This is a genomic window from Allopontixanthobacter sp. (assembly GCF_034376665.1).
Classification (GTDB): Bacteria; Pseudomonadota; Alphaproteobacteria; order Sphingomonadales; family Sphingomonadaceae; genus Allopontixanthobacter.
Genome location: NZ_JAXMJI010000074.1, coordinates 50097 through 64111, shown reverse-complemented (window position 1 = coordinate 64111; position 14015 = coordinate 50097). Strand labels below are relative to the sequence as shown.

Below are 14015 nucleotides of genomic sequence, written 5' to 3'. Positions count from 1 at the left end.
CGCTTTTAGGACTGCGAAAATCGGTGTTGGACGGCAAAAATGTTGTGGAAAGCTGCCGCCTCGTCACTGCTGCTTGTCCATTCCGCCAAACGTAAGGATCAGTTCCTTTACCACTCGCCATTCCGATGAGCCCGGCGCGATAGGTTCAAAATGGCCACTGTCACCAAACACTCTCACGTCGACCTTATCACCTGCCTCTGTCGCCGCAGCCCGATAGGTTTCCGCAACTTCCGGCGACAAGACCCGCGAGGACGATATAAGCCCCTGACGAACGCCAAGCGGGAACTGGGCCGCTGGCGAGGCTTCCGAAAAACGGTTTGGATAGGTGTCAATCGATCCCCCGATCAGGGGCTCGATTACGGGCTTGCCACAGATTTCTTCGTCTAGCCCCACAAACGGACCCAGATCGCCCGGCCCATCAATTGCCACGACCGATTTGACTGGCAGCGGGTCTTCGCCGCGAACCTCGCTTTCGACCGGCAGTCGCGATCGTGAGGCCACAAAAAGTGCGGCATGGGCTCCAGCCGAATGCCCCACTACGATTACATTTGAGAGATCAAGCGGATTGTCTTTGGCGAGGGTGCGCAAATGATCTGTCGCATTCCCCCAGTCCAGAAACGTTCCAGGCCAGCCAGCTCCAGCACTCCTGACCTGTCGATATTCAATGTTCCAGGTGGCGAATCCTGCCAGTGCCAGATCACTGGCTATCGGCGCCGTATTTTGTTTTGTCCCATAGCCGTTGGTCCAGCAACCACCGTGAATAACGACTACAACTGGAAACGGGCCCTCACCTTTCGGCAGGCGCAGCTCGCCGAATTGGAGCGGGTCGGTTCCATAACTGCTTTTGATCGTGGGCTCAGTTGTGGGAAGGGCATCGACGTCGCGCGGCCCAATACGTTGAGCTACGACAGAGTTTGGCAGCAGTAACGCGGCGGCGCACAGCGCCATTCCGATTTTGTGCATCGGCTACCCTTCTCCGTAGGATTTGAAAACCGGCATACACGCTCAGGAAGCGTCCACAATGGGGTCGTGTCCGGAACAACAGATATTTTGCGCACACAGCGATTAGCTGACTATCAGTGCAGCCGAGAATTGAGTGACCGGATCCGCTAACAAAGCTGACGTTTAACAGCCAATATCACTCTTCTAAAACTGGCCGTACGTTCATGAAGGAACAATGGGCAACAATTGACAGCTATCAGGTGGTGTCCGAGCCCCGTCCAGCGGCGCAATGTTGTGGGAAGCTGTCATGGATTGCAGTAATTGGGTTGCCCATCCGCACCGATGTATTCGCAGCCTCTTTTAATCTCGCTTTGGATCATCTCGCAGGAGTTTTCCAAATTGCACGGTGGGTGTGTTGCTGGCGAAACTTGCGCGCATTGCTTCACCAGAACTAAAGCCGCTCGCGCACCTATCTGGGCGGAGCATGACAATTGCGCTTGTCGAGATTTCGAACTTTCGGCAGGCTCAGGCCCTTCGCTGCGGCAAGCACTAGCACAAGCGACAATTAGCATCAGCGCTTGCCACCTGGCGATTCTGTTCATAGGCCACATTTGGCAGCTATCGCCAACGTCCGCAAGTGATGTCGTGTCCGGAACGGCAGCTTTTGGGGCGCGGTTGGCCGTCAGTACATTGCTGCGGCTCCGCCAGACTAAGATCCTGCAGAAGTTTACCTCGGTTTAGGCCAGCGTCCACAACAACAACCTAGAATGCCACCACACCGACAGCCATATCTGCGAGGCGCGCCGCTAGGCCGCACTGGTCGAGTGGCATAATCTCAGGATCTGAGTTCACAGAAGGTTAGCGAGAGCTCCGCCAATTGGACGCTACTCACAATTAGGCTGAAAGCATCCTGATCCTCGTTTGTCGAACCGTGCGCATTCGACCTAGCAATAGTTTATGAGATTTTGTTGCTGTTGGGTCTCAGGCCGGGTCTTCGCGAATGCGCAGTGACGGGCGTTCGGGCATGTCTGGGCTTCTCTTGTGCTGCAAATACAGTAAAATGGCTCGTGGTTATCGCATTGATGAGCTGGGTGCGCTAACGCACCACCAGATCGCGCGTGCGGAACACGAGCCCTGCGGCCTGCTGCTCTTCGGTCTTTACCGCAACGAAGCGCATGCCAGGGCGCTGCGCTGCCTCGCAGATCGCCTCGGCATCGATCGCATCGTTCTTGTTCCGCTTCACGAACGGCCTCACGTAGGCTGGCGGGATGAGCCGCACATCGTGACCCATGGCCTGCAGCTGGCGCGCCCAGTGATGCGCGCCGCCGCACGCTTCGAGCACGACCGTGCACGCCGGCTGACCGGCGAAGAAATCAAGCAGCTTGCCTCTCGTCAGCTTGCGACTGAAAACCATCGCGCCGCGCCCATCGGCGCCATGAGCATGAAAAACGTTCTTTGCGATAGCCAGACCAATTATGCTAACATCTGACACGGACGCCTCCTTACTAATGGTGTTTAAACATCTCCATTATGGCACATCGATGCCGTCGGGGGGGCGTCCACCCCATCAGGTTTCAGGTGAGAAGAATGAGGCTGGAAATGACCGCTTTGTCGGCGTATGCCGTCGCTCTGCCCTTGTTTGAGCCTATCGGCAGCTAGTCGGCGCATGCGCGAAAAACCGGCCGTACCAGACACGACAAAATGGCAGGCATACCCAGAGGCCGTGGCAGCTGGTTTTTCACATGGAACGCCTTTCAAGTCAGGTGCGACAAGCACTCGGTTCTTACTCTTCTGGCATCGCTGCGTATCCAGCGCGCAGGACGCTGGATACACTCCGGCAACCCCTTGGTTTTTTCAGCTTGCGCGAAAAAAGGCCGCAATCGTCAACCGACCTATGGCGGGACTATCGGGATGGCGGATTGCACCTGGAACCACCGAACAATGCAGCAGATTACCTGGATAGATGATTGCGCGATTAAACGCGAACTCCACAGAGAAAATCTGGTCGAAGATGGATGTCGCCCCTTTGATATAATCTGGGCGGGGATGCCCGTGTACTGCAAAATCATGCTCCAGAGAGTGAAGGTATTCCGCATGCCTATGCACCGGGATCCGGGCAAGGCCCGTACTTCGATGACGGTAAAATGCCGTTCCCCCGAAGGCAGAGTGTGCCAGATAGTGAACCATCGCAAAGGAGTCAGTGGCCACATCGTCAATATGCGGGATCCTCTGCGCGGGCGAAAGCTGCGCATCAGGCGTGCTTACTATAGAATAGAGCGCACGATCGATCTTAAGAGCCCGTGAGCATCCGAATACCGACTGCACAATCATGCCGAGGCGTGCGCCGACGTCTTGAAAATAGGCTGGTCCAACCGGTTTTCTTTTCCCCGGGTAGAAATCACCGCGAAATGCGTAGCCATCGCCATCATTATCGCCTGCGGCTTCTTGACGCCATCGCTCCGGTGCCGTTGCGAATCCGTCGATAATGGCGACAGGGCAGTCTGCCCCAGGCAGCTCGATGACCTTGACGTGCGGCTTGGCGGTCATCGATTGGGCCGGAGGCAGGCCGGCAATTCCTGCACAAGGACGCGATGACAAAAGCGGTCCTTGGCGAAATTCATGGATTCAGACTCGTTAGCGAACGAACAATCGACTTGCGCATGGCCGCTACTGTTTCCGGCGTCGGGCGGCTAAGTATCCCGCGGCTGTGCGGCGGAATATGTGACCCTGAATCGCCGCTTTCCTCAAAGATGTAATGCGCAAACATGGCCCGCCAAACGCGCTTGTCTGCGGGAGAGAGGCCGCGCAGCGCCATAAAGCCGTGCATTAGCGCGTCCCAGGGCGACGGTCTCGCGCCGTCACTTTGCCACCAGTAGTTCACCAGTAGGTTGATCGGCGAAAGAGCCTGCACATGATGATACCAGCCGGTGGGGATGAAAATGGCATCGCCGGGCTCAAGATCGGCGAAGAGCGACCTTGCCAGTGCACCGCCAAATCTTGGATAGCGCGAGTGATCGGGTTCCAGAGGGTCAGCCAGGGAAATTTGTGTTCCATTGGGTACTGGATCGAATGGCCCGAGATAGAGGTTTCCGATCTCCTCTGGCGGGAAGAGAGTGAACCGCCTGTTCCCACCAGCGACATAGGCAATATTCGGCACCGGATCGCAGTGGATTGCGACCTCGGCGCGGGTTCCAAGCCAAAGCCTGTACTCGCCGCCCGCAGGCGCGCAGATGAGCGCATTTTCTTCGGTGAATCGTGGCGCCGCCTCGCGGACACGGATACCCTGGACCGCAATCGCCTCTTCAGGAAGGGGCGGTTCGAGGAGTTCGCTGACGAAATCTCCAAAGCCAATAATCCGCTTTGAGAAATTGAAGGATTTCAGATCGTCGCTGTAACCAAATTTGCCTCTTGCAACTGCGGGTGCATGTAGGGCTTGGACTTCGACCGGCAGGACCAATTCCGACAAATATTGCAGCAATGCCTGATCGCCTTGGACGGCAGCTCTGACAACAGGAAATTCAACTGCAAGGCCGCGTGTAACCGCCGGCTCCAGCCGTTCGTCAGCCCGCGCTGCAAGACTGCCCAGTTCGCCCGGGTCCACTTCCTTGACGGGGGTCGGCATCAGTCTGCTCCTTTCGGCCAAGCCTAATGATAAAGTGAGTGCATGGGAAGCGCTTCCATATAGCTGCAAATTTATCTATCAACCCAATCGACGCTCACGAGAGTGCCCCAATTTGTCAGACTTAAACGGGGCTCCAGATTTGCCAGCCTGGGCCGCTCTAGATAAAGCGACGTGAAAATCAACATCTAACTAAAGATATTTAGAGCGAGAGAATTGGACAAGAAGCCGACAATCGATGATGTGGCCAAGATGGCCGGGGTGGCGCGCGCGACCGTATCACGGGTGCTGAATTCCAGTCCCAATACCAGCAAACGTGCGCGCGAACGGGTCATACAGGCGGTTAGTGCCCTTAACTATCAAGTCAATCAGCAGGCGAGGCAACTTGCAAGTGGAGCAAGCCGGATCCTGGCGCTTGTCTTTGCGGCGGACGCAGAAGCAGAGCCGAACAGTTATTATCACTCTGCGGTTGAACTAGGGGCTATTCGTGCCTGCAATGAACAGGGATACGGTCTTGTCACCCATACTCTGGACCCTGCGAAACAAAGCTACCGTTCAAGCATCCTTGCCTTGGCGGATGACGGTAGAAGCGATGGGCTGGTTTTGACGCCTCCTTTTTGTGATGATCACGAATTAATCCAGGCCTTGCAGAGCAAAGGCTTTCCTTTTGTTCTGGTTTCGGCCGGACCGGATGCGCGGCACTTGTCCTGTTCAGTGGGGATCGATGATCGGCAGGCCGGGCTTGAACTGGGGGTCTATCTCCTACTGCAGGGCCATCGGCGTTTCGGATTCATCACCGGGCCGCTTGATCACAAATCTGCAGCGCTGAGGCTTGAGGGATTTCTCGAAGCTTTGGATAACGCGGGGCACAGTGATCAGATTATTGAAGTTGCTGACGGAAATTTCACTTTCAAATCCGGTATCGACCAGGCTGAAGGGCTGCTCTCTCGGAACGATAGGCCAACCGCGCTCGTCTGTGCTAATGATGACATGGCGGCAGGTGCGCTGTTTACGGCTCATCGGTTAGGCTTGATCGTCCCGGCGGATCTGTCGATCACGGGTTTTGACGATACCCCCGTGTCTCAGATTGTCTGGCCACCCCTCACCACGATCCATCAGCCTCTTCGTTTGATCGGCTCGAAGGCGGTCGAATTGCTGATTGCTGATGTCATGCGGGAAAATGGTTCAACCACTCGTGTCGCCGAAGCGCATCTGGTGTCCTTTCAATTGGTTGAAAGAGGATCCACCTCCAAAATCTCCGTCCCGCCGTCCTTGGAAGCGCTTCCAATATCTGGTTGACACCACATATCAGATTTGCCAATGAGAATGAGAGCGCTTCCATAAGCGCTGGAATCTGGTTTCGTTATGTTTCGGACGAAGTCAGTTCAGGGAGCTGTAAATCAGGATAAAAATCCTGAAATGGGAGGGATAAATGAAGATTCAAACTGGCTCTTCGAGTCGCGTTTTCACACTTGGGTTGACAACGTCTGTACTTGCACTTGCTGTTTCACTGCCGAACGTAGTGTATGCACAAGACGCCAACGAAACGTCACAGTCGGAAGAAGAGGCGATCTCCGACACGGACGAGAGCGCGATTGTTGTCACGGGTATTCGAGCCGGCTTGGCGGAATCACTGAATACGAAACGCGAAGCGCTCTCGATCGTCGAGGCGGTCTCGGCCGAAGACATCGGCAAACTCCCAGACGTATCAATCGCCGAGTCAATTTCGCGCCTTCCGGGCCTCACCACGCAGCGTGTCAACGGCCGCGCTCAGGTCATTTCCATCCGGGGCATGGCACCTGATTTCTCCACCACTCTGCTGAATGGCAGGCAACAGGCTAGTTCCGGCGACAATCGCGGTGTTGAGTTTGATCAATATCCTTCCGAACTGTTGTCTAGCGTTGTCGTTTACAAGACTCCTGATGCCAGCATCGCGGGGATGGGACTTTCGGGTACCGTTGACATGCGAACAGTGCGGCCGTTGGCATATGGCAAGCAGGCGATTGCCCTCAACCTTCGCGGTGAGGTCAATTCCGGCGGCCAGTTGAATGATGATATTCGCAATTACGGTTTCCGGGCCAGCGGCAGCTATATCGACCAGAATGATGCAGGCACGCTTGGCTGGGCGCTGGGGATCGCCTATCTTGATTCACCGTCTTCGAACCGACATTACAAGGCTTATGGCTATGAAAGCTTCGGCGGGGACCAGAGCCGCCGCGACCGAATATCCCCGGATTCGGCGGATACCGCCTTGTTTCTCAATGGACAGGAAATTTTTGCAACTTCTCGTTCGAACAAGCGAGCAGCTGCAATCGGCATTCTTGAATGGGAGCCGAGCGACAGCGTCCATCTGACGACTGATCTTTATTACTCCCGGTTCGAACAGCGCGAGGTTACTCGCGGCGCGCAGTGGTTCTCAAACGTGTGGGCCGACAATCAGAATTTCACCAATGTGGAAACTGCAGACATCGGCGGGTCGCTGGTGGGGGTTTCCGGCACGGTCACGGGCGTGGCACCGCAGCTCCGCAACGATTACAATACCCGTGATGACGACCTGTTCTCGGGCGGCCTTAATGCTGAATTCAATATGACCGACCGGTTGCGCTTCATTGGCGACTTGTCTTATTCGAGAAACACCCGTGACGAGAGAATTACCGAAACTTACGCTGGATTTGGTTGCTGCGCGACCAATGTAACGCAGAACGCCAATCGCGTGTTCGACAATATCGATTTCGATATCACTGAAGTGCTCGATGGGGGTTTTCCGACCTACAGCGAAGGGCTTGATTACAGTGACGCATCACAAGTCTCGCTTGGTGACCGCGCGCCCTGGGGTGGATGGGGCCATGACGGGCAGACCAAGGAGCCGCACGTCAAAGAAGAGGTATTCGCGCTTGATCTCGGGTTCGAATATGACCTCGAGGGCTTTTTCGAGCAGTTCGACGTTGGCGCGAACTTCACGAAGCGGACCAAGAGCAAGCGTGTCGATGAATTCGATCTCATGCTAAAGAATGGCCGTCTGCAAACCCTGGTCGATGCGGCCGACCTGGTGGAGCCGACCTCGCTTGACTTTGCGGGTTTTGGGGATGTGCTCGCAGTCGATCTGCGCACGGCGCTGCCAAAATACTACGACAAGATCGACTTCATCAACAACTCCACCTTCGACAAGGCATGGAAGATCGATGAAGAGGTCCTGACCTTAAGGGCCAAAGCGACATTCAATTCGGGCAATTTGCGTGGAAATATCGGTCTGCAGGCAGTAAATCAGCGGCAGGAATCGAACGGCAGCGTGATCAATGCTACGCTTACCCCGCGGGTCGTCAACCCGGTCACAGTCAGTAAGCAATACTGGGATGTCCTGCCCAGCCTCAATCTGATCTACGAGCTTGGCGGCGGCCATCGGATCAGGTTCGCAGCGGCCGAGGTCATGGCGCGTCCCCGTATGGACGAAATGCGGGCCAGCTTCATTCCGAATTTCCCTCGCAACCCCTGTACCCCTACTGCGCAGGTTCCCACGCCATGTGTTGTCGGTGTAGAAAGAACCGGCCTGTGGTCAGCTTCGGGCGGGAATCCCTTGCTCGAACCGTGGCGAGCCAAGGCGCTCGATCTCGCCTATGAATGGTATATAGATCGCACGAGCTACATTAGTGTGGCCGGTTTCTACAAGGATCTCGACAGCTACATTTTCACACAGCGGCAGGTGTTCGATTTTACCGGGCTTCCCATCCCGCCGTCGTCCCTGCAGACCCCGAACCAACCAAACGGTCTTCCGCCAGGTGTGCCGGTCAGCCCGTTGGGGCAGATCGACCAGCCGGCCAACGGTCAGGGCGGAACTATAAAGGGGATCGAACTCAGCGGGGCACTCGGCTTCGGCCAGCTGCATAAAGTGCTTGACGGATTTGGGGTCATCGGCAGCTATTCATACACAGAATCGAACCTGCGCCCGATCGCCAGCGACGATCCGACAGTGCGTCAGGCAACGCGTATTCCAGGCCTGTCGGGCACGGTCTATACGGTGACGGGCTATTTCGAGAAGGACGGTTTCCAGGCCCGTGCGGCCTACCGCTATCGTTCGGCCTTCAAGGGTGAAGTGACCCAGTTGTTCGCTGTTCGCGGGGTGACCGAAATTCTCGCAGACAAGAATGTCTCGGCGCAGATTGGCTACACTTTCCAGCCGGATTCGTCGCTGGAAGGTCTGGGTGTGCTGTTGCAGGTCAACAATCTGACCAATTCAGCTTATCGAACCCGGATAGGGGTCGATGGTGGTGGGGCCAGAACGGCGGATGGTAGTTTCCTGCCGGAAACCATTGAAAAATACGGTCGTCAGATCCTGCTCGGACTGAATTACCGCTTCTAGTGAGATAGAGGGCGGACTATTTCAGTCCGCCCTCCGGTTTCGTGCTGATGCGGATTGACCGCGCTGCGAATGGATCAAATCGCTAGTGGTTTTTAGGAGGGCGATTGTGCTCGTTAATTCCTGTTTTTCAAGAGTGCTCGCGGGTGTAGCCGCGATTTCTGCCCTGGCAGGATGTGCGGGTACCGGATCACTTCTCAAGACAGAATTATCTTCTGTGGCCCCATGGCCGGAACGCATCGCGCCGGCCCATCAGGATGCGGAGATCGAAAAACGCATCGCCCACATCGTTTCCGGCATGAACTTGCGCCAGAAGATCGGGCAGATGACCCAGGCAGACATCAGGTCGATTACCCCCGACCAGGTTCGCCAGCATTATATCGGTTCGGTCCTTAACGGAGGAGGCGCTTGGCCGGGAAATAATAAACACGCGAGCGCGGCTGATTGGATCGAGCTATCAAAGGGATATTATGACGCGTCTTTGAAGACGGACATGCAGGTAAAAATTCCGGTGATTTGGGGAACCGATGCCGTTCATGGGCACAATAATGTGTTCCGGGCCACGCTGTTTCCGCATAACATCGGACTGGGCGCGGCGCGTGATCCGGAACTTGTTGGCCGGATTGCGCGTCTGACCGCCAGGCAAGTCAGAGCCACCGGAATTAGCTGGATATTCGCCCCTACACTGGCGGTAGTTCAAAACCCCCGCTGGGGCCGGACCTATGAAAGCTATTCCTCCGATCCGGCGCTCGTCCGGGCATATGCCTCGTCCTTCGTCAATTCCATGCAGGGAAATTTGAGCGACGGTAGCAGTGCGATTGCGTCGGCGAAGCATTTTATCGGCGATGGCGGCACCTGGCTGGGCAAGGATCAGGGAGAAACCCGCGCCACGGAGGAAGAGCTGATCCGCATCCATGCTCCTGGTTATGTCGGCGCGCTCGATGCCGGGGTGCAAACGGTAATGGTATCCTACAGCAGCTGGAGAGATTCCGGCACGGGCGCGGCGCAGGGCAAGATGCACGGAAATCGCGAGCTGATCACCGAGGTGCTGAAAGGCCGCCTCGGGTTTGACGGCTTTGTCGTGTCGGACTGGAACGCCATCGAACAGGTTGAAGGCTGCACCCGCACTCATTGCCCGCAAGCGATCAATGCCGGGATCGACATGATCATGGTTCCCGACGATTGGCAGCAATTTATCGAACAGACCATTGCCGATGTCGAGCAAGGCACGATCCCGATGCGCCGCATCGATGATGCGGTAACCCGGATCATGCGAGTGAAACTGCGAAGCGGCTTGTTTGATACCTCGCCGATCCCGCCTGCCTCAGCCGAAGCCGACCTCGCCAGCGACGATGCCCGCAATGCGGCAAGGGAGGCAGTTTCAAAATCGCTGGTGCTCTTGAAGAATACAGTAAATTCGCCGCTGCCGCTGGCTGCAGATTCGAAAATTCTTCTCGTCGGCCGCGCTGCGGATAAAGTGCCGCCGCAACTTGGCGGCTGGTCGCTGACCTGGCAAGGTGATGACACCGACGATCGTGATTATCCGCTCGCGGATGATATGCTCTCGGCGCTTCAGAAATCCTTGGGCAGCGCCGGGCGTGTCGATTTCAGCGAAGACGGCATAGGGGTTGATGTGACCGCTTACGATGCTGTGATCGCGGTGCATGCTGAAGATCCCTACGCGGAAATGAAGGGAGACATTCCCTACCCCGCCTCCATGCGGCATTCGGCGCGATTCCCGCAGGATCTGGCGGTGCTTAAGCGCGTGTCCGGTCGGGGAGTGCCGGTCATTTCCATCCTGTATTCGGGTCGGCCGGTTTACATCAATGATCTATTGAATCTATCTGATGCCTTTGTGGCGGCCTGGCTGCCAGGAACCGAGGGGACGGGGATTACCGATGTCCTGGTGCGCCGGTCAGACAATGGCTCCTTCGCAGAGTTTACGGGCCGATTGCCCTTCGCCTGGCCAGGTGATCCCTGTCCAGAAACTGCTGTCCAGTCAGACCTGTTTGCCCGCGGCTTTGGCCTTACGACAAACGATCATTCAGATTTGGCAATCCTTCCACTCAATGATCGCCTAACCTGCCCTTCATTAGGTCAATAACATAGCCGGACAGGAACAGCGATAATGACGCAGCGACTGCAAAGCTTATTAATAGTCGGCGGCGGTTCGGCTGGCTGGATGGCCGCGGCGCTGCTGTCGCACCTGTTCCAAGGGCTTTACCGGATAAAATTGGTCGAATCGGAGGATATCGGCACCGTCGGTGTAGGAGAAGCCACGATTCCGGCGATCAAGAAGTTCAACGAATTGCTGGAACTGGACGAAGCGAACTTCATGCGGCTTACTCAGGGCACCTTTAAGCTGGGCATCCAGTTCAACAACTGGGACCGGATCGGTTCAAGCTATATCCATGGATTTGGGGTGATCGGGCAAGACTTGGGCTGGCTGCGCTGCCATCAGTACTGGCTCAAAATGAAGCTGGAGAATCAAGCATCCGATTTCGCAAATTTCTCCATCAATACTGCAGCGGCGTTGGAAAACAAATTCGTGCCCGCCCGCAGCGACGCCGGAGATTCGCCGATCGGACATATCGCCCATGCCTATCAGTTCGATGCCGGGCTCTACGCCCGTTATCTACGCGGTTATGCGCAGGATCGCGGGGTCGTGCGGCAGGAAGGCAAGATCGTCGATGTTACGCTGCGGGCAGATGACGGCTTTGTGGAATCGGTAACTCTGGAAAGCGGCGAGGTCATCTGTGCCGATCTGTTTATCGATTGCTCTGGCTTTATCGGACTGATCATCGAACAAGCGATGCAGACCGGGTTCGAAGACTGGACCCATTGGCTGCCTTGCAACCGGGCGCTGGCTGTGCCGTGCACCCGTTCGGCTAATTTCACGCCCTATACTGCAGCCACTGCGCATGGGGCAGGCTGGCAATGGCGCATCCCGCTGCAACACCGGACCGGCAATGGGCACGTATTTTCCAGCGCTCATATGGACGAGACCGAGGCGGAGCGAATCCTGCTCGAAAACCTCGATGGTGAACAATTGGCAGAGCCCATCCGGATCCGCTTCACTACCGGCAAGCGCAAGAAGACATGGAACCGCAACTGCTTGGCATTGGGGCTGTCGGCAGGCTTTCTCGAACCTTTGGAATCGACCAGCCTGTTTCTGATCCAGTCTGCGCTGATCCGCCTGATCCGCTTGTTTCCCGATGGCAGTTTTGATCAGGCCAATATCGATGAATTCAATCGCCAGACCGATTTCGAATATGAACGAGTGCGCGATTTCATAATCTTGCACTACAAGGCAACCGAGCGCGATGACACGCCGTTCTGGCGGTACTGCCGCGACATGGATGTGCCCGATACACTGCAGCACAAGATTGATCTGTTCAAAGCCAACGGCCGGATTTTTCGCGAAGACGAGGAATTGTTCAGCGAAGAAAGCTGGATCCAGGTAATGCTCGGCCAAGGGGTCATTCCTAGCGGCTACGACCCCCTGGTCGATATCCGCAGCGAGGCGCAGGTGGTCCAGTTTCTGGGCAATGTTGAAAATGTGATCAGGAAATGTGTTGCCGTCATGCCAACCCACGCAGATTTCGTGGCAAAATATTGCGACGCGCAAAGGGATGGATAATGAATATTGTCGAATATATCAAACGCTGTTCTGCAGCGCTGCTGCTCTCCTTAGCCGCATGCTCTGGACTAACTGGGGCTGCATCTAGTGCTGGTCCTGCAATTGAAGCGCCGCCCCAAACGTTGCGGATGCCGGGCTGGTTGACCACAGCAGACGGTTCGAAGAAGCTGGCTCCTTTTGAGGCCATCCCGATCCAGCTTGGTGCCGGTCAAATTGCGGATGTCGTTGTCGATACCGGCCGGCGATACCAGCCATTCTTCGGTTACGGGGCATCGATCACCGATGCTTCGGCATGGCTGCTGGAACACGAACTCGATGATGTCGCGCGTGCTCAACTGCTCCAGGAATTGTTTGGTGAGGGCGGCGAGCTTGGCCTTGATTTGACCCGTATTACAATCGGTGCCTCCGATTTTTCCCGCAGCCACTACACCTATGCCGATATACCCGGTGAGGCGGATGCCGATATTGCCCCGGCCAGATCTGAGTTGATCCCTGCCCTGCTGCAAATTCGCGCGATCAATCCGCGGCTCAAGGTCATTGCCAGCCCGTGGAGCGCGCCGGCCTGGATGAAAACCAGTCGCAGCCTGATCACGGGAAGGCTGGATCCGGCCCATTACCAGGATTACGCACATTATCTGATCAGCTATGCAAAGGAGATGGGAGCGGCGGGCGTCCCGATCGATATGCTGACGATCCAGAACGAACCACATTTCGAGCCGGCGGACTATCCCGGCATGCGGGTGGATCCGGCCGAGCGCGCCAGTTTCGTTGGTGAATTTCTCGGTCCGATGATGGATCGAGATATTCCGCACACACGCTTGCTTGACTGGGACCACAATTGGGACGAGCCGGATAGCCCTCTTGCTGTGCTCGCCGATACCAGAGCCTTTCCCTTCGTAGATGGCGTAGCGTGGCATTGCTACGGCGGGGATGTCTCTGCGCAGTCGGTTGTTCACGAACGCTATCCGGACAAGGAAACCTGGTTCACAGAATGCGCTGCTGGTGACTGGAGCGGCGACTGGACTGCCGCTTTCCAATCGTCCGCCAGATCTCTGGTAATCGGCGCTCCGCGTAACTGGGCGCGGGGCGTGGTCATGTGGAACCTGGCGCTCGACCAGAATCATGGGCCGCATATGGGCGGCTGCGGCAATTGCCGCGGCCTGATCACGATCGACACTGAAAGCGGAGCGATCACTCGCGAACCTGAATATTACGCCTTTGCGCACGGAAGCCGATTCCTGCCGCGCGATTCCGTTCGAATCGGCGCTGCGACAAATATCAAAAACGTTGATGCAGTTGCGTTTCATGGCGAGCGTGAGGAAACCGTCGCCCTGATCATCTTCAACGGCAGCGATGGGGATGAAAATATTTCGATCACTATCGACAGGATGGCATTCCAGGCGAGTATGCCGCAAGGCTCGCTGGCGACATATTTGATCAAACTTTAGTATTGCTGGGAA

General features: G+C 56.2%; 8 protein-coding genes and 1 pseudogene. 5 read left to right on the top strand and 4 right to left on the bottom strand.

Annotated elements, in window-relative coordinates; all coding sequences use genetic code 11:
- Positions 1 to 63 precede the first annotated feature (63 nt).
- The 4 genes and pseudogenes from U0988_RS08280 to U0988_RS08265 form a co-directional block, all read right to left on the bottom strand.
- Entirely contained in the window at positions 64 to 963 is a 900-nt protein-coding gene (locus U0988_RS08280; protein ID WP_322292153.1) for an alpha/beta hydrolase, read from the bottom strand.
- A 1078-nt stretch (positions 964 to 2041) separates the two neighbouring features.
- Positions 2042 to 2434, bottom strand: a pseudogene (locus U0988_RS08275) (IS110 family transposase); the annotation flags it as partial.
- Positions 2435 to 2796: 362 nt separating this feature from the next.
- Positions 2797 to 3489: a DUF6445 family protein gene (locus U0988_RS08270; RefSeq protein ID WP_322292152.1), complete on the bottom strand. Its 693-nt coding sequence runs from the start codon at positions 3487 to 3489 to the stop codon at positions 2797 to 2799.
- Positions 3490 to 3559: 70 nt separating this feature from the next.
- Positions 3560 to 4564: a cupin-like domain-containing protein gene (locus U0988_RS08265; protein ID WP_322292151.1), complete on the bottom strand. Its 1005-nt coding sequence runs from the start codon at positions 4562 to 4564 to the stop codon at positions 3560 to 3562.
- Positions 4565 to 4777: 213 nt separating this feature from the next.
- On the opposite strand from U0988_RS08265, the gene U0988_RS08260 reads away from it, so the two are divergent.
- The 5 genes from U0988_RS08260 to U0988_RS08240 all read left to right on the top strand — a co-directional run bounded on the left by U0988_RS08260 (position 4778) and on the right by U0988_RS08240 (position 14003).
- The gene (locus tag U0988_RS08260) at positions 4778 to 5860 is read left to right on the top strand and encodes a LacI family DNA-binding transcriptional regulator (RefSeq protein WP_322292150.1); all 1083 of its coding nucleotides are present in this window, start codon (positions 4778 to 4780) and stop codon (positions 5858 to 5860) included.
- A 133-nt stretch (positions 5861 to 5993) separates the two neighbouring features.
- A complete protein-coding gene (locus U0988_RS08255) occupies positions 5994 to 8918 on the top strand; it encodes a TonB-dependent receptor (protein WP_322292149.1) in 2925 nt (974 codons plus the stop codon).
- Between the two features lie 106 nt (positions 8919 to 9024).
- Positions 9025 to 11019, top strand: coding sequence for a glycoside hydrolase family 3 protein (locus tag U0988_RS08250; RefSeq protein WP_322292148.1), 1995 nt, complete (start codon positions 9025 to 9027; stop codon positions 11017 to 11019).
- A gap of 24 nt (positions 11020 to 11043) precedes the next feature.
- Positions 11044 to 12555, top strand: coding sequence for a tryptophan halogenase family protein (locus tag U0988_RS08245; RefSeq protein WP_322292147.1), 1512 nt, complete (start codon positions 11044 to 11046; stop codon positions 12553 to 12555).
- Between the two features lie 140 nt (positions 12556 to 12695).
- Positions 12696 to 14003, top strand: a complete 1308-nt coding sequence (locus tag U0988_RS08240; protein WP_322292146.1) for a glycoside hydrolase family 30 protein — start codon at positions 12696 to 12698, stop codon at positions 14001 to 14003.
- Positions 14004 to 14015: the final 12 nt, after the last annotated feature.

Coding starts and splice junctions, on each gene's coding strand:
- U0988_RS08265 (WP_322292151.1), bottom strand. CDS start 4,564: ATGCCGACCCCCGTCAAGGAAGTGGACCCGGGCGAACTGGGCAGTCTT.
- U0988_RS08255 (WP_322292149.1), top strand. CDS start 5,994: ATGAAGATTCAAACTGGCTCTTCGAGTCGCGTTTTCACACTTGGGTTG.
- U0988_RS08280 (WP_322292153.1), bottom strand. CDS start 963: ATGCACAAAATCGGAATGGCGCTGTGCGCCGCCGCGTTACTGCTGCCA.
- U0988_RS08270 (WP_322292152.1), bottom strand. CDS start 3,489: ATGACCGCCAAGCCGCACGTCAAGGTCATCGAGCTGCCTGGGGCAGAC.
- U0988_RS08245 (WP_322292147.1), top strand. CDS start 11,044: ATGACGCAGCGACTGCAAAGCTTATTAATAGTCGGCGGCGGTTCGGCT.